Here is a 19,474-nt window from a genome sequence, read left to right as displayed (position 1 = left end):
GGGGGCGTTCCCCCCCCCCCCCGCCGGGGGGGGGGGGGGGGGGGGGCGGGGGCGCGCCCCCGCCCCCCCCCCCGCCCCGCGGCGCCGGTTTTCCCCCGTTGCTCCCCCGTCTCCCCCGTTGTTCCCCCGTGGCTCTCCGCCCCCGTTATCCGGTCAGGCGCCGGCCGGGTACCACTTGGTGCCGTTGCCGCCGGTGTTGGCGAGGGTGTCGACGATGATGCTCCCGGGGTAGCGCGGGTGCTGCGCGAGGAAGCCGCTGAAGGAGTCCAGGGACGTCGCGTCGCAGACACCGTCGGTCTTGATGCAGAAGCGCTGGACCGGCATGCCGCCGGGGAAGTTCTCCGGGCCGGTGCCCGGGGAGTACGCCACGAACGGGATCAGGGTGCCCTGCGGGACGAGGTGCCAGAAGCCGGTGCCCGGCTGCATCGGGTCGGCGTAGAGCATGCCGTCGACCTGCTCGCGGGGCACGGCGGTGCCGTTGTTGGCGATGGTCTGGAGCAGCAGGTCGCCGACCCAGGCGCCCTGCGAGTAGCCGGCGATGGTGAAGCGGGCGGTGGGGTCGGCCTTGTAGGCCTTCTCCAGGGCCGCCTTGGCGTTCCAGTAGCCCGCGTTGACGCTGTCGCCGAAGCTCGGCTCGAACGGGGCCGGCTGCTGGTTCTGGCCGCCGATGAACGGGCCGCCGCTGGCCGGGTAGCAGACCGGGATCGCGGTGCTGCCGGCCGGCAGGTGCTGGTTGGCGAGGTCGAAGGTGTACGTGCAGCGGGGTGCCGCCAGGGCCGTCCCGGTGCCGCCGAGCTCGATGTAGTAGTGGTGCGGCTGCGCGGTGTCGGCGTGCGCGGCGGTGGGCACGACGGCGGCGCCGGTGAGTGCGAGCGCCGTCGTCGCGAGGACGGCCTTGAGGCGGCGGGCGAGGCTGGCACGCATGGTCATGTGGGGTCGGCTCCCTCTGGTCGGGTGGGGCGCCGCGTCGGGTGCGGCGACCTGTGGCCATCGTGTTGTCCGGGCGCCGCGGGGAACCAGGACGGGCACCGGCCATATCTGGCCGGTGCCCGGAATGCCTGGTCAGGAGCTGTTTTTTGACGCCGTCATAGCGGGTGCGGACATCGGGAGAGCCGGCCGGCCCCGACCGCTCGGGACCTCACGACCACGCCAGCCCCGCGCGCGCCCGCCAGTACTCCCCCGCCGGCCCCGCCAGCGGCGCGAGGGCCGCGAGGTCCGCAGCCCGCCCACACCCCCGACCCCTCAGTGCCTCACGACCACGCCAGCCCCGCGCGCGCCCGCCAGTACTCCCCCGCCGGCCCCGCCAGCGGCGCGAGGGCCGCGAGGTCGTCCGGGGTGAGGGGGTGGGCGACGGCGGTGAGGTTGGAGGCGAGCTGGGCGGGGGTGGCGGCGCCGGACAGGACGAGGCCGACCCAGGGCTGGGCGGCCGCCGCGGCCAGGGCCAGGGCGTCGCAGGTGGCGCCGGTGCAGGTGGCGAGGGCGCGCAGCGCGGCGGTGTCGGGGCCGGTGGCGTTGCGGTCGGCGAGGCGACCGTTGGCCATCGCCTCCTTGACGACCACGAGCCAGCCGGCGTCGTGGGCCTCGGCCAGGGCGGGGGCGGCGGAGGTCTCCAGCAGGTTCCAGGTGGACTGGACGGCAGCGAACAGCGGCTGCCCGTCGACCGTCACGGCGAGGGCCGCGCGGATCGCGGCGGCCTGGTCCGGGCCGCTGGTGGACAGGCCCACCCGCACGCCATCGGCGGCGAGTCCGGCCAGGCGCCCGTGCAGGGTGGGGTCGGTGAGGGCGGGGCTGTCGGGAGTGACGGAGTGGACGAGGTAGACGTCCGGGTGGCGCCCGAGCAGGGCCCTGGTCTCCTTGACCTGACGGTCGAACACCGCCGTCGAGTGCTCCTTGACCTCGTGCGCGGCCACCCCGGAGGTGCGCCAGCCCGCCGTGTAGGTGTAGCCCCACTTGCTGCCCACCACCGTGTCGGCCGCCTCCCGGGGGTGCTCGGCCAGCCACTGCGCGACGAACTCCTCGGCGCGCCCGTAGGAGCGGGCCGTGTCGACGTACCGCACCCCGGCGGCGTACGCGGCGTCCAGCAGCTCGTGGGTGCGCCGGCGCAGCGCCTCGACGCTGCGCCCGGCGGGCAGGTCGGCGTCGCGCCCGAGGTTGATGTACCCCGGGCGGCCGACGGCGGCGGTGCCCAGGCCGAACCTGGTGATCGGCGTACCGGCGGGCGGGGTGGGCACGGCGGCACTCATGGCGGTACTCCTCGAAGATCGTCCGGTCGTCGTCACGGACCCTATCCGGCCGGGGCGCCTTCGGCCGGGGCCCCGCCTGCCCCGCCTGCCCTGTCTGCCCCGCCCGACCCGTCCGACCCGCCCGTCCCGCCTGCCCCGCCTGCCCCGCCTGCCCTGTCTGGCCCGCCCGACCCGCCCGACCTGCCCGTCCCGCCTGGCCCGCCCGTCCCGCCTGCCCCGTCCGCCGGGGCGTTGAGGGCGGTGAGCATCGCCGGGGTGAAGCCGAAGGCGTAGGTGGCGGCGCAGGCGGCGAGCGCGGCGGTGAGCCAGCCGCCGGTGTAGACGAGGACGGCGGGGCCGATGCCGTGGCTGCCGTCGAGCAGGGGCAGCAGGACGAGGCCGGAGGGGCCGATCGCGGTGGAGCCGGTGGTCAGGCCGAGCTGGGCGAACGTGCCGACGACGGCGCCGCCGACCGCGGCCCCGATCCCGGCGGTGACGAAGGGTCGCACCAGCGGCAGCGTGACGCCGTAGATGACGGGCTCGGCGACCCCCAGGACGCACGTGGGCAGCGCGGACCTGATGACCCGGCGCAGCGAGGGGTTGTGGCGGGCGCGCAGGTAGACGGCGACGGCGGCGCCGGCCTGGCCGCCGCCGGCCATGGCGAGGATGGGGTAGAGCGCGCTGTAGCCCTGGTGCTCGATGAGGGTGGTGTGGATGGGGATGAGGGCCTGGTGGAGGCCGAACATGACGAGGGTGCCGAAGGTGCCGCCGAGGAGGACCCCGGCGCCGGCGCCGGCGTGGGCGAGGAGCCAGGTGGCGCCGTTGCCGATGCCGTCGGCGAGGAGGCCGGCGAGCGGCATCAGGAGGAGCAGGGCGGTCAGGCCGGACAGGGCGAGGGCGGTGGTGGGCACGAGCAGCATCTGCAGGGCGTCGGGCACCCATCGGCGGGCCCAGTGTTCGAGCGCGGCGCACAGGGCGGCGGCGGCGAGGGCCCCGAGGACGCCGCCCTGGCCGGGCTTGAGGTGGCCGAAGGGGGTGTGGGTGATGGCGGCGACGCCCGGGTAGACGACGATGCCGGCGACCGCGCCGCCGAGGACGGGGGTGCCGCCGAACTCCTTGGCGGTGTTGTAGCCGACGAAGACGGCGATCAAGGACATGAAGCCCTGGGAGAGCGCGGTGGTGACGGGGACGATGCCGGTCAGGGCGGCGGTGTGGGTGGACAGGGCGAGGGAGTTGAGGGTGGCGCCGAGGCCGGCGATGACGCCGCAGGCGATGAGGGCGGGGATGAGGGGGACGAAGATGTCGGCGATGCGGCGCAGGAGCAGTTTGCCGGGGGTGGCGTTGCGGCGTGTGCGGTCGTCCTTGAGGGCTGCTCCCCTGGCGGCGAGGGCGTCGGCGTCCGCCGCCGCCGGGGTGACGTCTGCCGCCGCCGGGGTGACAGTGCCCGCCGCCGGGGCGGCGGCGGCCACAAGTTGCTCGAACGCCTGCGCGACGCGGTCGACGGCCGCCGGTCCCAGGACGATCTGGTAGGTGCCGTCCACGACGACCCCGAGCACCGCCGGGTGGTCCTTGATCCGCTGGGTGCGCGCGAGGCCCGGGTCGGCCAGGCCCAGGCGCAGGCGGCTGATGCAGTGGGCGGTGGAGGTGACGTTGGCGGCCCCGCCGACGAGGGCGAGGAGGTCGCGGGCGGTGCCGGTGTGCGTGTCCGTCATGAAGATCTGATTGCCCGCGCGCGGCCTGGGCATACCGATCATCGTCCGTACGCACCCGGCCGCCCGTTCCCTGCGAAAGGCCCCCGCATGCTCGACTTCGACGCCTCCGGATTCCTGCGCGACGGCGCGCCGCACCGCATCGTCTCCGGCGCCCTGCACTACTTCCGCGTCCACCCCGACCAGTGGGAGGACCGGCTGCGCCGGCTGCGGGCGCTGGGCGTCAACACCGTCGACACCTACGTCCCCTGGAACTTCCACGAACTCCCCACCGGCGAGGTGGACTTCACCGGCTGGCGGGACGTCGCCCGGTTCGTCCGCGCCGCGCAGGCCCTGGGCCTGGACGTGATCCTGCGCCCCGGCCCGTACATCTGCGCCGAATGGGACTTCGGCGGCCTGCCCGCCCGCCTGCTCGCCGTCGACGGCCTGCGGCTGCGCTGCTCGGAGCCCGCCTACCTCGCGGAGGTGGACGGCTGGTTCGACGCCGTCGTGCCCGAGATCCTGCCGCTGCTGGCGAGCCGGGGCGGGCCGGTGGTCGCGGTGCAGGTGGAGAACGAGTACGGCAGCTACGGGCGCGACTGCGCCTACCTGCGCCACCTGCGCGACGGCCTGGTGCGCCGCGGCGTGGACTGCCTGCTGTTCACCGCCGACGGCGCCCACGACACCATGCAGCAGGGCGGCACCATCCCCGGCCACCTCGCCACCGCCACCTTCGGCTCCCGCGCGCCCGAACGCCTCGCCGCGCTGCGCCGCCACCAGGCGTCCGCCCTGCCCGGGCCGCTGACGGCGATGGAGTTCTGGATCGGCTGGTTCGACCGCCTCGGCGAGCCGCACCACGTGCGCGACCCCAAGGAGAGCGCCGCCTCCCTCGACGAACTCCTCGCCACCGGTGCCTCCGTCAACCTCTACATGGCCCACGGCGGCACCAACTTCGGCCTGTGGGCGGGCGCCAACCACAGCGGCGCCCACCCCTGCGACGCCGGGTTCGAGCCCACCTCCACCAGCTACGACTACGACGCGCCGATCGGCGAGGCGGGCGAGCTCACCGAGAAGTTCCACGCGCTGCGGGAGGTCATCGGCCGCTACGTGCCCCTGCCGGAGGGCGAACTGCCCGCCCCGCCACCGCGCCTGGCCCCGCGCCGCCTGGAACGGGCCACGGGCCGGGCCCGGCTCCTCGCGGCCCTGGACTCGCTGTCGGCGCCGGTACGGCGGGCCTGCCCCGAACCGATGGAACGCCTCGGCCAGGCCCGCGGCCTCGTCCACTACCGCACCCGCGTGCCCGGACCGCGCCCCGAACTGCCGCTGCGCATCGACGGACTCGCCGACCGCGCCCACGTCTTCGCCGACGGGCGCCCGCTCGGCGTCCTGGACCGCAACAGCCCCCGGGCGACGCTGCCCCTGGCCACCGGGCCCGGCGGCGCCGTCCTCGACATCCTGGTCGAGGCCCTGGGGCGGGTGAACTACGGCCCCAACATGGACGACCGCAAGGGCATCACGCGGGGCGTCGCGCACGACGGCCAGTTGCTCTTCGAGTGGGAGATCCGGCCGCTGCCGCTGGACGACCTCGCCGCCCTCCGGCTGGAGGAGCCGGGGGCGGTGGCGCTCACCGACGGCGACCCCGCGTTCCACCGCTTCGAGACCGACGTCGACGCCCCCGCCGACGCCTTCGTCGCCCTGCCCGGCTGGGGCCGCGGCCTGCTGTGGCTCAACGGCTTCCTGCTGGGCCGCCACACCGCCGAGGGCCCCCAGCGCACCCTCTACGCCCCGGCCCCGCTGTGGCGTCCGGGCCGCAACGAACTCCTCGTCCTCGAACTCGACCGCCACGGCGAAGCCCTCGAAGTCCGCGACCACCCCGACCTCGGCCCCACCGCCCAGGCCCCGAGCAGCGAGTACTGACCGCAGCCGCGCGGGAGGTCGGCGGGGCCGGCTTCCCGCGCGGCTGGACGGGCGCTCAGGAGCACTCCCAGAAGAAGCGGCCTTCGCGGTGGTCGGGGCTGACGAAGCCGAAGCCGTAGCCGTAGCCGAAGTTGAGGAAGTACGGATCGTCCTCGCCCTCGCCGGCATCGCTGATCTTGAAGAGGAACTGCCAGGGGGAGTCGACGCGCGCGTAGAGGTTGGGGTAGCAGGCGGTGCCGCCGACGTAGTCGTGCAGGTCCTCGCCGCCGGGCATCTCGACATCGGGCCCCTCGCCCCGCAGGCTCCGCTCGAACGCCGCCTGGTCGTCGATCGAGCGCTCGACCTCGGGGGCGACCGGCTGCAGGTCGACGTGCCACTCGACCGGGATCTCGGATTCGTCCGGACCCCAGCGCCAGAGCGTCCGGCCCTGCGTGCCCGGCGGCCCGATGACGGCGAAGGACGGGATGCGGCCGCCGGGCTGCACCAGCAGGACGGCGTCGCCGGCCTCCGGGTCGATCCCTCCCATGATGACGCCTTCCTCGTCGAGGAAGAGGTAGGCCAGGCGTAGTTCGTCCCCGGGGATCGGGAACTGCCCGATGAACACCAGGGGCCGCCCACTGGACGGGTCCACCGGCCAGGCAGGCTCGGCCAGCCACACGGGTTGCCCGCCGAGCTTGGCCACCGGCTCGCGGATCGGCTGCTCGGCGGCTCTGAGGGTCATCTGCCGGCGCGGCAGGAAGGCGGCGTCGTACGGCCCCTCCGCCTGCCCAGTGGGACGCGTGATCATGAACGGGACCTTAGGCCATGCCACCGACTCCTACCGTCCTGCGGGTCCGGTGGTCCCGGCGGGTCCGGTGGTCGCGGCGGGCCCGGCTTGTGCAGCGGGCGCGGCTTGCGCGGCGGGCGCGGTGGCCCCGGCGGGCCCGGCTTGCGCGGCGGCTGCCGCCTCCAGCAGGGACCAGCCGTCGAGCTCCGCCGCCCGCTCACCGGGGTGCCACCCCCGGGCCGCGGCCTCGTCGAGCAGGGCCCGGACGGCGCCCGGTTCGTGCAGGTTCAGCGAGCCGCCCCGCACGAACCCCACGTCCCCGGACCCCAGCGGGGCCCCGCCCACGTACCGGCCCGGGCCCTCCGTGAAGACGATCCGCAGCGGGCCGCCGGTGCCGGCCGGCTGGGGGTGCAGGGTGACGGTCGCACAGCAGTCCGCCCGCCCGCCGTCGCCGGGCGCGCGGTGGCTGTGGCGCAGGGTCCACAGGTACGCACGCCCGTCGGCGACCAGGCGGCGGGGATTCCTCGGATGACGGGGCACGCAGCCGAGCGTACGCGCCCCCGGCGGGACCAAGCTCCGATGCCGGGTGGAGCGAGCGTCACCTGGCCGGGACGGCCGGGGTGCAGAGTCATCCTGGCCATGGCGGGGTCGACGTCCGCTACGACGAACTGACCCTGCTGCTGGCGTCGCACCGTCAGGTGCCGGCGGGCGCACGGCGGCTCGTGGGTGAGCCGCGGTTCGTTGCCGGTGCCCGCTCCCCGGTCGACGGGCCCGACTACTGGTTCCGGTGGCGCCCCGCCATTGGTCGTCAGGCGCCGCCCCCGGCGTAGGAAGTCGGGCATGCCGACTTCCTACGCGATGCTCAGTCCCACCAGAACATCCACTCGTGCGAGCCCACGAGCAGGTCGGCGTAGGCGGTGAGGCTGCCGGTGCCCTGGAAGACCTGGTCGGGGCAGAGTGCCACGTGTTCGGCGGCCACCCGCAGGGCCGCTTCCCGTGTCGTGGGCGGGTTGGGGACGCTCAGTTCCAGGGTGTCGAAGCCCGCGCGGACGACGCGTATGCCGAAGCGGTGTTCCCAGTCGGCGAGGACGGCCGCGATCCGGCCGGTGCCGGCGTGGTTGGCCGGGCCCGTCCAGCCGCAGGCGGCCAGGGCCGCCGCACCGCCGGGGGCCGCGACCAGGCCGATCCGCAGGTTCGGCGCGCTCTCCAGGACCGAGGCGCGGATGCGGGCGCACTCGTCGGCGTCGGCGGCCGGGACCGGGGTCGAGGGCGCCGCACCGGGCCAGGTACGGCCGAACGGAGCCAGGACCGCGCCGAGTTCCTCTTCCTCGTCCTCTCCATCGTCCTCGTCCTCTCCATCGTCCTCGTCCTCTCCCTCTTCCTCGTCCTCTCCCTCGTCCTCTTCCTCTTCCTCTTCCGGGCCCAGGCCGTCCCACCAGGTGCGCAGGAGCTCGTGCGGGTCGTGCCGGGCGGGGTCGGTCACGGCGGGCGGGCTCAGTTCGCCCGACAGCCAGGGGCGGAAGTCCGCCGAGCGGTCGAGCGGGGCGAGCAGCAGCGGCCACAGTCCGGTGCGCGGGTGGGCGCGGTGCAGCGTCTCCCACAGCCCGGGCGCCGGCGCGGCGTCGCCGACCCACATCGCGGGCACCTCGTCGGCGCCGACGACGCGGCCCGGCGGCAGATCGGGGCAGTCGGCGAGGAGACGGCGCAGGTCGACGTGGTTCATGCGGCTCACCCTAGGCGCGGGCACCGACAACGGGGCGAGCCGGCCGACCCGCGCCCGTGCCCGGCGGCCCCGGGGCCGTCCGTCAGCGGATGACGCAGTTCTCCGGCATCGGCAGGCGCCACTCCCCCGGCATGTCGGCGAGGACCCGGCGGGCCAGGTCCCGGGCTTCGCCCCAGCCGGGATCGGTCTCCAGGGCGTCCATGCTCCACCGGTGCGTGTTCCCCGCACCGCTCATCCCGGCGAAGACCGCGTCGATCGCCCGCAGGTCGGGCAGTACCGTCGGGCTGACGCCGTCGTCCTCGCTCAGGCCCCCGACCATGCGGAAGGCGTGGTCGAAGTCCAGGGCGATCTCGTCCGTCACGACACCGTGCCCGTCGATCCAGGCACGTTGGGCCGAGGGGCCGGCCGCCACCACGGTCAGCGACTCGACGAGCAGTCGCCTGCGAAACGCAGCATCGGGGTTCCTCATCAGAGGATGGTCGCACGCTCCGCCGCCGGGCGGAGGCGGCCCTCACTGCCCCGACCGCAGCGGGTCCAGGGCCGCCGGGGGGAGTGCGCCGGCGGCGGCGGAGCCGGCCAGGAGGTCGGCCAGGGCGTGGGGCGGGGCCGGTTCGGTGGTGGGGGTGGCGGCGGTGATGCGGTCGAGGCGGAAGCCGCGGCCGGCGTGGCGGGTGCGGCACCAGGCGATGAGGTACCAGTTGCCGCCGGCGGTGAGCAGTCCGGCGGGTTCCACCTCGCGTTCGGTGGTCCTGCCGGCCGCGTCGGCGTAGGACAGCCGCAGCACGGTGGCGTCTGTGAGGGCCCGTTCGACGGCGGTGCGGACCGGTTGTCCGGTGCGGGCGGCGGGCAGGGCGACGATGCGGGCGGCGAGGTCGCGGGCGGCGGTCGCGGCGGGGCCGGTGATGGTGGCGGCGAGCTTCTGGGAGGCGGTGCGGGCGGCGCCGGCGTAGGGGGCGCCGGGGTCGGCGGCGGCGAGGGCGGCGACCAGGGCGGAGGCCTCGTCGGTGGTGAAGCGGATCGGGGGCAGGGTCATGGCCCGGTCGATCGACCAGCCGCCGCCGCGTCCGGTGGTGGCGCGCACGGGGACGCCGGCGTCCATGAGGGCCTGGAGGTCGCGTTGCACGGTGCGGGTGCTGATCTCGAACCGGGCGGCGAGCGCCGCGACCGTCAGGGGTCGCGGCGCCGCGGCGCGCAGTTCTTCGACGAGTGCGTAGAGGCGCGGGGTGCGGTTCACGGCGCCGACGCTACCGTCGGGGCCGTCACGCACCGGCCAGGAAGTCGCGCTCGCGCTGCTGTTCGCGTTCGGTGATGGTGAGCGGGAACAGGGTGAAGCCGTGCATCGCGCCGGCAACGATGCCGAGGTGGGCGGGTGCGCCGGCGGCCTGCCAGCGGGTGGCGAGGAAGAGCGAGTCGTCGAGGAGGGGGTCCTCGGTGCCGACGACGATGCGGGCGGGCGGCAGGCCGGTGAGGTCGGCGAAGAGCGGGGAGATGCCCGGGTCGCGGCGCCGTTCGGCGTCCAGGCCGGGGGTGCAGAGCTCGTAACTTCCTCGGAGGGATTCGGTGTTGCTGAGCAGTTGCCGGGAGCCGAAGAGGCGCTGGCTGGAGGTCATCGACAGGTCGTAGGGGCCGTAGACGAGGTTGGCGGCGCGGAACGCGCCGGTGACGCCGTGGCGGTCGCGCAGGCGCAGCAGGGTCAGCACACTGAGGTGGGCGCCGGCGGATTCGCCGCCGATCATCAGGCGCCGGGTGCCGAACTCGGTCTCGGCGTGGTCGACGAGCCAGCGGGCGGCGGTTTCGCAGTCGTCGGGTCCGGCGGGGAAGGGGTGTTCGGGGGCGAGGCGGTAGTCGACGCTGAGGACGGCGAGGCGGGTGTGCCGGGCGAGGTTCCACAGCCGTTCGTCCTGGCCGTCGGCGGAGCCGAACGCCCAGGCGCCGCCGTGGATGTGGAGGTAGACGCCGTCGACGTGCTCGGGGACGAACGCCCGCACGCCGACCCCGCCGGGGAGGATCCGCTCCTGCGCCTGCGGCAGTCGCACGGGCGGGGTGTCGCCGCCGAGGCGGTTGGCGCGCAGGCGGGCGAGGGTGGCGGCGTCGGGGGTGGTGGAGCGGGAGGGGCGGGTAGCGGCGGCGGCCTCGAACTGGGCGTTGAAGGCGTGGGTCTCGGCGAGGCAGTCCTCGTCGGTGAGAGCGGTGAGAGCGGGGGTGGTGGCAGTCGTCGTGGTCATCGCGGTGATCGTCATGCGTCGATGGTCGCGACCGTCCGCGACAACAGCATGTCACCCTTTCCGGGTGGCCTGCGTCACATTTCCGCCGTGCCGTCAAGGCAGGCGGATCCAGGCGTCCCGGGCGGACTTGCGCAAAGGAGTCCAGGGCCATCAGGCGACAGGTGGGGTCGCCTGGCAGATCGCCACGAGTTCCAGACGGGGAACCACGTAGTAGGTCATGAAACCGCCGGCGACGTCCAGGTGGCGCATGGGCTCACCGCCGCCCTCGTCGCCGGCACCGTCCAGGTAGAGCGCCTCGGCTGCGCGGACGAGTTCGGCAGCCCGGTGCTCCACGGCAGCGACGTCCGCGGGCGCACCGCCGATCACCCGCTCCTCGCTGGGGAGATACTCCCGGCTCCAGGTCATCCGGTCACCGCCGCGTAGGCGGTCCGGTAGATCTCGGCGACCTCGATGGCGCGCCTACGGCACTCGGCGACGGTTCCTGCGTGGTTGGCGAGGTAGTTCGCCCGGTGGTAGGCCTGCGAGGTCCCCGGGAACCGCTCGATCTCGACGACGGCGGCCCAGTGGTCCACGAAATTGCGAAGCGGCTGGACGCTGCCGGAGTCGATGGCCTCGGCCATCGCCCGGCTCTGCCCCTCGACCATCTCCTGCAGCCGGTCCGCGGCAACCACCGCCAGAGCGGCCTTGAGCGCGGCGGGGGTCTTCTCCGGGCGCGGGATTACCTCACCCCCGTTGGGTGCGGGCTGGCTCACGGCCGGCTCCTCTCCCTCGGGTGTGAGGCTACTCGACGGACGCACATACCGGCTGCGGCCCGAGGTGCTCCGGGGACGGCGCCGTCCTGCCGGCGGGAGGGGGGTGCGGCCGGTGCCGCGGAGCCGGGCGAGGGTGGCTATCCCCAGGGCTGCGGGCGGCCGTGTCCGTCGGCGGCAGCGGCCGGTTTGGCGGGGGTCTGGGCCGGGCGGCCGGCGGAGGGCCCGTACGTGGGGGCGGAGGACGTGGTGCGGATCGCCCGCGGGGTGGCGGGGATGGCGGGCGTCATGGGGGTGCCGTGCAGGCGGGGCGTGCGCAGGGTCGTGGTGGGCTGCTCCAGGCGCAGCACGAAGTTGGCGTAGTCCAGGGGCTTGCCGGGGAAGTGGCGGTCGCTGCTGGTGAGCAGCCGGCCGCGCAGTCCGGCGTGGTCGGTGAGCGGGCCGGGGGTGGTGCGCACGTTGGGTTCCCAGGTGCGGCCCCAGGCCAGGTGTTCCAGGGCGAGCGTCCAGGTGTCCTCGTCGACTTCCAGGGTGGCGCCGGGGCGGCCGGGGATGACGCGGGTGCCGTGGGGGCCGCGGACGACGGCGCGCTGTTCGAAGTCGGCGTCGCGGGTGAGGACAGTGATGCGCCACGCGCCGTGGAAGGTGAGCATGACGGCAGCCCCCTGGCCTCTCGCGCGCCGCGGGCCGGCGCGCTCCTGCCTGCGTCAACGGGCGCGGGCGGGCGCCGCGTTCAGCGGCGGCAGGTTCACCGGTGGCACGTTCAGCGGTGCCGCGTTCAGTGGTGCCGCGTTCAGTGGCGGCCCAGCGGGGGCCGGCCGTGGGCGGAGAGGACGAGGGCGGCGTAGTGGGGGGCGTCGAGGCGTACCCCGTGGCGGTCGAGGAGGGTGAACAGGTCGGCGAGTTCGGGCGGTTCGGTGCCGCGCGGGCGGCGGTCGCAGGTGGTGGGGAGGGTACCGAGGGCCGGTCCGCAGCCGGTGCGGCGGGTGGTGGCCAGGCGCAGGCGCAGCGCGAGGCGGGGGGCGGCGCTCTCGGAGTCCTCGCCGAAGTCCATTTCGAGGCCGGTGACGTCCTGCCAGCGGTAGCGGCGGCTCAGCAGGATGCGGGTGAGGGTGAGTCCCTGCTCGTCGGCGCGCAGCCGGAAGGTGCGGGGGGCGGCCAGCGCGACGGCGAGGGCGGCGACGGTGACGAGCAGCAGGGACGGGGGTACGCCGAGGCGGTCGACGGTGCCGCTCTCGGCGAGGACGATGGCCAGCAGCAGACCGGTGAGGGTGCCGAGGGCCCAGCCCGCTCCGCGCCACAGGAAGCCGAGGCGGACGGTCGCCGTGCCGTTCGGGCCGATCGGGCCGTCGGTGGCGTCGGTGGCGGCCGCGTGCGGGCGGCTGGTGCCCGGGCCGGTGGCGCGGCTGGTGCGCGGGCCGGTGCCCGCGGGGTCGTCGGCGGGGTTGTCGGCGGTGTTGTGCGCGGCGTTGTTCACGAACCTCCCGGGGCCGGCGGTCAGTCGGCCAGGATGGCACCCGCCGCTCCACCGGTCAACTGGCATGGAAGAGTTGGCGCACCGCATCCACCCGGGCTCATCCCCTTGAGCTATGGTGATCGCGCAGGGTCTCCTCCGTTCACCCAGGCTGCGGCGCGGAGGTCACGGGCGGGAGAGGGGTTGCCATGGCGGAATCGCCCCGCGAGGACGGGCCGGTCGAGACGTCGGGGCTCGCGGCCAGGATCGAGGCGCTGTTCCAGACGGTCCGCCGGCCGGACCGCGAGCAGTACACCAACGAGGAGGTCGCCCGGGCCTGCCGCGAGGCGACCGGGGAGTCCTTCTCCACCACCTACCTGTGGCAGCTGCGCACCGGGCGCCGGGACAACCCGACCAAGCGTCACCTGGAGGCGCTCGCCCACTTCTTCCAGGTGCCGCCCGCCTACTTCTTCGACGAGCGCCAGGGCGCCGAGATCGCCAAGGAGCTCGCCCTGCTCGGCGCGCTGCGCGACGCGGGCGTGCGCAGCCTCGCGCTGCGGGCGGTCAACCTCTCGCCGGAGGGCCTGGACACGGTCAGCGAGCTGATCGACGTCATCGCCCGCCGGGACTCCGCCCGCCGCCCGGCCTCGTCGTGACGCGTCCCTGAAGGTCTCGCCCCGGCGGGCCCCGGGCGTCGGGCGGCGGGCGTCTTCGGGACGAGTCCGTGACGAAGTCCGCGGAACCCCCGGGAGACGTCCGGGCGACTCGACTCATGCGGGGACGAGTCACGGCGACGGACCGGGGCCGCACCCGGGGGCGCGGGGCGCGGCCGCCGACGGCGGGTCGCGGGCAACGACCGGCCGGGGGCCGGAGGGCGAGGAGGACACACCGTGCGGGGTGCGTGGGGTTACCGGTCGGTACTGCGGCGGTGCCGGCGGATGGCGCAGGAGCTGGACCTGCCGGCGCCGTTCGACCCCGCCGTGCTCCTGGACCGGCTCGCCGGCCGGCGCGGGCGGCCCATCGAGCTGGTGCCGGTCGCCGCGCGCCCGAACCTGCCGTGCGGGCTGCTGGTGTCCACGGCGGAGGCGGACTACATCCTGTACGCGGCGGACACCAGCCCGCTGCACCGCCGACACATCCTGGTGCACGAGATCGCGCACCTGCTGTTCGACCACGCCGGTTCGGCGCCGATCACGCCGGTGTCCTCGCAGGCGCTGCTGCCGCACCTGTCCCCCGCGCTGGTCCAGCGGGTGCTGGGGCGCACCGGGTACGACGAGCCGCAGGAGCGCGAGGCGGAGCTGCTGGCGTCGCTGATCCTCAGCCGGGCGGCGAAGGCCGACGCGGCGGCGGCCCGCCCGGGCTCGACGCCGGGGCTGGACACGCTGCTGTCGGCGCCGCCGCCCTCCGGCGCCGGCCCCGGCTTACGCGCTGGCTTCCGTACTGGCTTCGACGCCGGTTCCGGGGGCGGTTCCGAGGGCGGGGGCAGGGACGGGGGCGGGGGCAGGGACGGGGGCGGGGGCGGGCGGCCGTGAGCGAGCTCGCGCTCTACCCCGTCGCCGCGTTCTTCGCCCTCAACGCCTACCACCTGGCGCGCAGCACCCGCGCCGCCCGCAACGCGCGCAGCCCGCGCGACGGCGCCCGTGGCGGGTGGGCCGGGCTGGGCGCCTCCACCCGCTACACCTGCTACTGCACCGCCTTCCTCGGCGCGGCCCTGCTGCTGCTCGCGCCGCCCACCGTCACCGGCGCGGCGCGGCTGCTGAGCCTGGCGGGCCTGCTCGCCTCCCCCGCGCTGCTGCCCGTCCTGCTCGGCGACGCCCTGCACCTGTGCGCGACCGGCGCGATCGCCCTGCTCACCGTCGCGCTGGCCTCCGGCGAGCCCGCCCGGACCGCCGTACGGCGCCAACTCGGCATCCTGGGAACGGTCCTGGCGCTGTGCGCGGTGCTCATCACGGCCGCCGGCCCGGACGTGACCACCGGCGACCTCACCGTCGCCCCCGCCGGACGGCCCTACCTGGCCGCGTACAACGGGCTGCGCACCCTGTACATCGCGTACTGCCTCACCGCGCTGCTGCGCCAGGTCGCCCGCCGGGCGCGCGCCACCGCCCGCGGGCACCGGCGCACCGGGCTGCACCTGCTCACCCTCGGACTGGCCGTGGGCCTGGTCTGGGACGCCTGGGGCATCGACGACGTCGTGGACGCGGCCACCAGCGGCGCCCAGAGCGCGGGCGAGGACAGCGCCTCCGCCGTCCTCGGACTGCTGTGCGCGGCGCTGCTGGCCGCGGGCCTGTCGACCACGCTGTGGCCGGCCGTGCTGACGCCCGTCCGCGGGTGGCTGCGGGCCCACCGGCGCTACCGGGCGCTGACCCCGCTGTGGACCGAACTGCACACCGTGCTGCCGCAGATCGCGCTCGCGCCCGCCCACCGGCTGCTGCCCCAGCGGCTGCTGCCGCCGCGCGACCCGCAGTTCGCCCTGTACCGGCGGATCATCGAGATCCACGACGCGCGCCTGATCCTGCGCCACCACCTCGACCCGCGCACCCCGCAGTGGCTCACCGCCGCCGCCCGCCGCTTCCCGCCGCCCGCCGCCCTCGTCGCGGCGACCGCGGAGGCGGCCGCGCTGGCCGCCGCCCTGGAACGGGCGGCCGCCGGCGCCCTGCCCACCCCTGCCGCCCCGCTGGCCGTCCCGCCCGCCGAACCGCCGTGCGCCGCCCTGGAGTCGGAGGCCGACCGCCTCGTCGACCTCGCCCGCGTCTACACCACCTCCCCGGCCGTCGCGGCCGTGCGCACGTACGCCCGCACGGCGCGGCCGAACGCCCCGCTGCCGTAGCCGTCGCGCCGATCACGGCGGCGGCCGGGGGGTGTGGCACCTGTTTCGCCGTCGCCACCGGAACGGACCACCACGGACCGGACCAACGCGCCGTGCCTGCGGCGGAGTTGTCGGGCACCCGCCCCTCACCCCGGCCTCCGCGCCGACGCCAGCGAACGCAACCGGACGTGCACGGCGGCCGGTTCGGTGCCCGTGAGGGCGGCGATCCGGTCGGCGGGCAGGTCGAGGGCGAGGTGGAGCAGCAGGACGTCCTGCTGGGGTGCGGTGAGGTGGGCGACGGGGCCGAGCGTGCGGGGGCCGGCCAGGGTGCAGACGCGGTCGCGGACCGCCTGCCAGGCGCAGGCGGCCGGGCTCGCGGTGGCGAGGGCCTCCAGCCAGCGCCCGGCGAGGTCCTCGAAGGCGCCCTGGACGGCGAGTTGGGCCTCGGCCGGGGAGAGCAGCAGGGCGGCGTAGGCGAGGTAGTGCCGGCGGTGGAGGTCGTGCAGCGCCCACAGGCCCAGGGCGGGCGCGGGGACGGTGACGGCGGCGGGAGTGCGTCGTATTGGCATGAGTGTTCCCGTGGTGGCGCGGGCGGGTCGGGCCCGCGGCCGGGGGTTCCTGGTGGGTGTCCCGGCCGCGGGCCCCGGTCACACGAGCACCGGCGGGCTGTCCCCGGTGTCCTCGGCCCGGTCCGCGGCGTGGCTGTTGCGCAGCGTGACCCACAGCTTGAGCAGGTTCTCGGTGGAGATGCCTCCGCTGGAGTTGCGCATGGCGCGGGTGAACTCCCGCTGGTAGGTGCGGGGGTTGACGGAGACCGGGGTGCGGGCGATGGCCGCCCGGTCCCAGGCCGTCGCCCACAGTTCCCGGCGGGTCTCGCGGACCCCGCAGACCTCCATGTAGGTTCGGAACACCGACTTGTGCAGCGGCGCCTCGCCCTTGAGGACCAGGGCCAGGGTGCTGGAGGGCAGGCGCGCGCCCCTGGCCCGGGCCCGGCGGTCCAGTTCCTCCAGGGGCGGCCAGTCGGCCTTGCGCCGCATCTCGTGCATCGCGCGGCGCAGGTCGGCGAAGGAGTCGACCTGTTCGGGGTGCAGGGGTCTGGGCGCCCTGCGGCGCTGGGGGCCCGACGGGCGCGGCACGTGCGCCCAGTAGTTGGCCTGCGCCCATTTGCGGCGGGCGGCCTTGGGGTCCCCGCCGCATTCGCGGGTGAAGGCCTCGACGACCGTCCAGTTGGGCACGGTCCGCCCGCCGGCGGCCCGTTGCAGGGTGGTGGGGTGGTAGTTGGTGCGGGCGGCGAGCTGTCGGTACGTCAGCCCGGCCCGTTCGCGCTGCTCGCGCAGCCACGCGGCCAGCCGGCCCAGTGCCGGGTCACTCGCCGCGACCGGTTTCTCTCTGCGTCCCATCGCGGGGGTCTCTCGCAGACGTTTCTCGCGAGCGTTTCTCTAGGCCCGCTCCCGCCGGAGCCTGAGTCCCAGCAGCAGCCCGCCGGTGGCCAGTTCGAGCGCGGCCTGGGCCGACAGGCCGGCCTCCACCAGGACGGCCGCCGCGGCGACGACCACGGTCACGACCACCACGATCACGACCGTCTCGACGGGTCCGGGCCCCCACGGCCGCCGGGGCCGCCAGGGGCGCCGTACGGACTGCCGTACGGACCGCCTCACGGTCTGCCGCGGGCGCGGCGGGGTGGCGGCGTCGGCGACGCATCGGGCCGGGGTGCGCTTCTTCCGTTTCCTCGTCATCGACGAGACCTCCTATAGCACTGTCACTCCAACAGCCGGACGTCTTCCCGTGGTTGGCGTCACCGGAAGGGCCCGTGCGAGGTAACACTCTGTCAGGCGTATGGGTGATTCCCAATCGGTTCGGTGAACGTCGCGCAGATTGATGCGACCGCGTCCCGCCCCCTGCCCGCAGTCCCGGACGATCTCGGTCACGAACGCGCAGGCCGAAGTGTTGAAACCGATAATTGATGCGCTTTCGTGCAACATCCCCTTGTAGGCCACCCTGGCCGGATGTGACGATTTGCAGCGGCGTCGTCCGGACCCGCGGGTCCGGAGCCCGGGGGCGCTGTTCACTCCAACACATTTCGGGAACACCGGCAGCGGGCCGTGTTGGCGCATGGGCCCGCCCGAGCAGCAGAGACCGCCCGGCCCCGACAGGGGCGAGCGGTCTCTGTGCGTTGTCCGCGGTCCGTTGTCCGTGGTCCGGCAGGCGGCCGGGGGAAGCCCGGGTGGGGGGTCAGCGCGGGCGGTACCTCCGGTACCGGACGTACAGCACGATGCACGTGATCGCGCCGACCGCGCACACCGGCAGGCTCAGCCCGACCGCCATGATCACGCCGTCACTGACACCCTGCACGGTCTCCTCGCTGACCATCCCGTTCGCGTCGGTGACCCTGCGGGTGGTGTCCGCGTGGCTCGCGAGGTAGGTGACCATCGCGACGCCCACCGCCAGGAACGCCAGCGCCCCACCCAGGAACCAGCCGCCCGCCTTCTCCTGCCACTCGTCCCCGGCCAGCCGCCGCGCGTCCGGGCTGTGCTGCAGCACGGCCCGGCCCAGGCCGGAGGCCCCGGCGGCGTGCCCGTCGATGTGCAGGCGCGCGCCGCCGTCGAGGGCGAGGCGGCAGCGGTAGTCGTTGCCCAGCCGGCGGGCGAGGCCCTGGATCCTCGGGGTGCCGGGGATCGTGATCGACACGACCTGGTCCCACTCCCAGCCCACCGCGCCACGCCGCGAGCCGTGGACGAGGCCGCGCTCGCGGACCTCGAAGTACTCCCCCGCCCCGCCCCGCAGCGCGCGCCAGGCCTGCGTCACGGCGACGTACAGCGCGCCCAGGGACAGGCCGATCACCAGCCCGATCACCCGGCCGCCGCGCGAGCGGCCGTCGTCCACGGTGAGCAGCAGCGCCCACAGCCCGAGCCAGCCGGTGGGCACGGCCACCACCAGCGCCCACACGGCGTTGTGCCACCGCGCCCGGGTGTCCACCCGGTGCCGGCTGAGCATCTCGCCGAACAGGTCCGTCATCTCCGCCTCGCCGATCATCCGCACAGTGAAGCACCGCCGCCGCACCCGCTCAAGAGCGGGAGCCCGCTCCCGATCGGTGCCGGTACGGACGAACGCCGCGCCGCGGCAGGGACGTTGGGGATCGGGGATGATCGCGGCCATGGACGAACCCGAGTGCGCCGCGCCCGCCCGTCAACTCGCCGACCGGATACGGGAGGTGCTCGGTGACGGTCCGTTCGCCGCACCCGGCGGCTGGTCCCACATGGGGGCGGTGATCTGTGACGCCGCCTTCCAGGCGCGGCGGCGCTACGAGGCGGTGGTCCGGCCGAGGATCGTACGGCTGCAGGAGAGGTGGCCGGACGCCGCCACCGTGACCGGGTTCCTGGCCCGGCTGGAGCGCGAGGACCTCGCCGCGGCGATGGACTTCGCCAGTCCCGCCCGCGTCGCCGTCGCCCATGCCCTCGCCCATCTGCTGGCCGCCCACGGCGTCGACACCCGCGCGGACCTGCACGCCTGGCTCGGCGAGCCCGCCCACCGGGCCGCCCTGCGCACCGTGCGCGGCGTCGGCCCCAAGACCGCGGACTACCTCGGGGGCCTCGTCGGCCGCCCCGGGGTCGCCGTGGACGTCCACCTGCGCACCTTCGCCGCCGGCGCCGGCCTCACCGACCTGCGCTACGGGCCGCTGCGCGCCGCCTACGAGGAGGCCGCCGCCCTGCTCGGGCACGACCCGGGCGCCCTGGAGCACGCGGTGTGGCGCTTCGGGGCGGCGTGAGCGGGCCCCGGGGGGCCGATCGGGCGACGGGCAACGGGCGGGGCTTACCGCCCCGGTAGCGCGCGAAGTCCCCCCCCCGCCCCCCCCCCCCCCCCCCCGCCCCGGGGGGCCGCGGGGGACAACACCCCCCCCCCCCCCCGCGGGGGGGACCCCCCCCCC

General features: G+C 75.6%; 21 protein-coding genes and 1 pseudogene. 5 read left to right on the top strand and 17 right to left on the bottom strand.

Annotation, left to right across the window (positions count from 1 at the left end):
- Positions 1-153: 153 nt before the first annotated feature.
- From ACFV4G_RS17875 to ACFV4G_RS17865, 3 genes are all read right to left on the bottom strand, one after another.
- Positions 154-930, bottom strand: a complete 777-nt coding sequence (locus ACFV4G_RS17875; protein ID WP_380441304.1) for a PE-PPE domain-containing protein — start codon at positions 928-930, stop codon at positions 154-156.
- Positions 931-1,250: 320 nt separating this feature from the next.
- Complete coding sequence (locus ACFV4G_RS17870) at positions 1,251-2,243, bottom strand: aldo/keto reductase (RefSeq protein WP_380441302.1); 993 nt, start codon at positions 2,241-2,243, stop codon at positions 1,251-1,253.
- A gap of 41 nt (positions 2,244-2,284) precedes the next feature.
- On the bottom strand, positions 2,285-3,967 hold the full coding sequence (locus ACFV4G_RS17865) for a PTS transporter subunit EIIC (RefSeq protein WP_380441300.1): 1,683 nt from the start codon (positions 3,965-3,967) through the stop codon (positions 2,285-2,287).
- A 54-nt stretch (positions 3,968-4,021) separates the two neighbouring features.
- Between ACFV4G_RS17865 and ACFV4G_RS17860 the strand changes: the two genes are divergently transcribed.
- Entirely contained in the window at positions 4,022-5,827 is a 1,806-nt protein-coding gene (locus ACFV4G_RS17860) for a beta-galactosidase family protein (protein ID WP_380441298.1), read from the top strand.
- 55 nt (positions 5,828-5,882) lie between these two features.
- On the opposite strand, the gene ACFV4G_RS17855 is transcribed toward ACFV4G_RS17860, so the two are convergent.
- The 10 genes and pseudogenes from ACFV4G_RS17855 to ACFV4G_RS17810 form a co-directional block, all read right to left on the bottom strand.
- Entirely contained in the window at positions 5,883-6,614 is a 732-nt protein-coding gene (locus ACFV4G_RS17855; protein WP_380441296.1) for a hypothetical protein, read from the bottom strand.
- Positions 6,615-6,740: 126 nt separating this feature from the next.
- Positions 6,741-7,133 (bottom strand): annotated as a pseudogene (locus ACFV4G_RS17850) (hypothetical protein); the annotation flags it as partial.
- Positions 7,134-7,455: 322 nt separating this feature from the next.
- The gene (locus tag ACFV4G_RS17845) at positions 7,456-8,316 is read right to left on the bottom strand and encodes a DUF4253 domain-containing protein (RefSeq protein WP_380441294.1); all 861 of its coding nucleotides are present in this window, start codon (positions 8,314-8,316) and stop codon (positions 7,456-7,458) included.
- Positions 8,317-8,398: 82 nt separating this feature from the next.
- The gene (locus ACFV4G_RS17840; RefSeq protein WP_380441292.1) at positions 8,399-8,785 is read right to left on the bottom strand and encodes a hypothetical protein; all 387 of its coding nucleotides are present in this window, start codon (positions 8,783-8,785) and stop codon (positions 8,399-8,401) included.
- 42 nt (positions 8,786-8,827) lie between these two features.
- Positions 8,828-9,550, bottom strand: coding sequence for a helix-turn-helix transcriptional regulator (locus ACFV4G_RS17835; RefSeq protein ID WP_380441290.1), 723 nt, complete (start codon positions 9,548-9,550; stop codon positions 8,828-8,830).
- A gap of 25 nt (positions 9,551-9,575) precedes the next feature.
- Positions 9,576-10,556, bottom strand: coding sequence for an alpha/beta hydrolase (locus ACFV4G_RS17830; RefSeq protein WP_380441288.1), 981 nt, complete (start codon positions 10,554-10,556; stop codon positions 9,576-9,578).
- 135 nt (positions 10,557-10,691) lie between these two features.
- On the bottom strand, positions 10,692-10,946 hold the full coding sequence (locus ACFV4G_RS17825; RefSeq protein ID WP_380441286.1) for a hypothetical protein: 255 nt from the start codon (positions 10,944-10,946) through the stop codon (positions 10,692-10,694).
- Positions 10,943-11,293, bottom strand: coding sequence for a hypothetical protein (locus tag ACFV4G_RS17820; protein WP_380441284.1), 351 nt, complete (start codon positions 11,291-11,293; stop codon positions 10,943-10,945). Before ACFV4G_RS17820 ends, ACFV4G_RS17825 begins: the two co-directional genes overlap by 4 nt.
- Positions 11,294-11,430: 137 nt before the next feature.
- A complete protein-coding gene (locus ACFV4G_RS17815) occupies positions 11,431-11,943 on the bottom strand; it encodes a hypothetical protein (protein WP_380441282.1) in 513 nt (170 codons plus the stop codon).
- A gap of 140 nt (positions 11,944-12,083) precedes the next feature.
- Positions 12,084-12,767, bottom strand: a complete 684-nt coding sequence (locus tag ACFV4G_RS17810; RefSeq protein ID WP_380441280.1) for a PH domain-containing protein — start codon at positions 12,765-12,767, stop codon at positions 12,084-12,086.
- A 185-nt stretch (positions 12,768-12,952) separates the two neighbouring features.
- Here ACFV4G_RS17810 and ACFV4G_RS17805 point away from each other — a divergent pair, with 185 nt between their 5' ends.
- From ACFV4G_RS17805 to ACFV4G_RS17795, 3 genes are all read left to right on the top strand, one after another.
- On the top strand, positions 12,953-13,399 hold the full coding sequence (locus ACFV4G_RS17805; protein ID WP_329924585.1) for an XRE family transcriptional regulator: 447 nt from the start codon (positions 12,953-12,955) through the stop codon (positions 13,397-13,399).
- A gap of 282 nt (positions 13,400-13,681) precedes the next feature.
- Positions 13,682-14,275 (top strand): ParH-like protein, encoded by a 594-nt coding sequence (locus ACFV4G_RS17800; RefSeq protein WP_380441278.1) that lies wholly within the window; start codon positions 13,682-13,684, stop codon positions 14,273-14,275.
- Positions 14,272-15,570, top strand: coding sequence for an MAB_1171c family putative transporter (locus tag ACFV4G_RS17795; RefSeq protein WP_380441276.1), 1,299 nt, complete (start codon positions 14,272-14,274; stop codon positions 15,568-15,570). The genes ACFV4G_RS17800 and ACFV4G_RS17795 overlap by 4 nt, the downstream gene beginning before the upstream one ends.
- Positions 15,571-15,695: 125 nt before the next feature.
- Here ACFV4G_RS17795 and ACFV4G_RS17790 read toward each other — a convergent pair whose 3' ends face one another.
- The 4 genes from ACFV4G_RS17790 to ACFV4G_RS17775 form a co-directional block, all read right to left on the bottom strand.
- Positions 15,696-16,118, bottom strand: a complete 423-nt coding sequence (locus ACFV4G_RS17790) for a hypothetical protein (RefSeq protein ID WP_380441274.1) — start codon at positions 16,116-16,118, stop codon at positions 15,696-15,698.
- Positions 16,119-16,196: 78 nt separating this feature from the next.
- Positions 16,197-16,949 (bottom strand): helix-turn-helix domain-containing protein, encoded by a 753-nt coding sequence (locus ACFV4G_RS17785; RefSeq protein WP_380441272.1) that lies wholly within the window; start codon positions 16,947-16,949, stop codon positions 16,197-16,199.
- 39 nt (positions 16,950-16,988) lie between these two features.
- A complete protein-coding gene (locus ACFV4G_RS17780; RefSeq protein ID WP_380441270.1) occupies positions 16,989-17,285 on the bottom strand; it encodes a hypothetical protein in 297 nt (98 codons plus the stop codon).
- Positions 17,286-17,781: 496 nt separating this feature from the next.
- The gene (locus ACFV4G_RS17775; RefSeq protein WP_380441268.1) at positions 17,782-18,582 is read right to left on the bottom strand and encodes a hypothetical protein; all 801 of its coding nucleotides are present in this window, start codon (positions 18,580-18,582) and stop codon (positions 17,782-17,784) included.
- 121 nt (positions 18,583-18,703) lie between these two features.
- On the opposite strand from ACFV4G_RS17775, the gene ACFV4G_RS17770 reads away from it, so the two are divergent.
- A complete protein-coding gene (locus ACFV4G_RS17770; protein ID WP_380441266.1) occupies positions 18,704-19,315 on the top strand; it encodes a hypothetical protein in 612 nt (203 codons plus the stop codon).
- The last annotated feature ends 159 nt before the right edge of the window (positions 19,316-19,474 follow it).

It is taken from the genome of Kitasatospora sp. NPDC059747, assembly GCF_042732955.1.
In the GTDB taxonomy this organism is placed as follows: domain Bacteria; phylum Actinomycetota; class Actinomycetes; order Streptomycetales; family Streptomycetaceae; genus Kitasatospora.
This window is presented reverse-complemented; position numbering and strand designations above follow the sequence as displayed.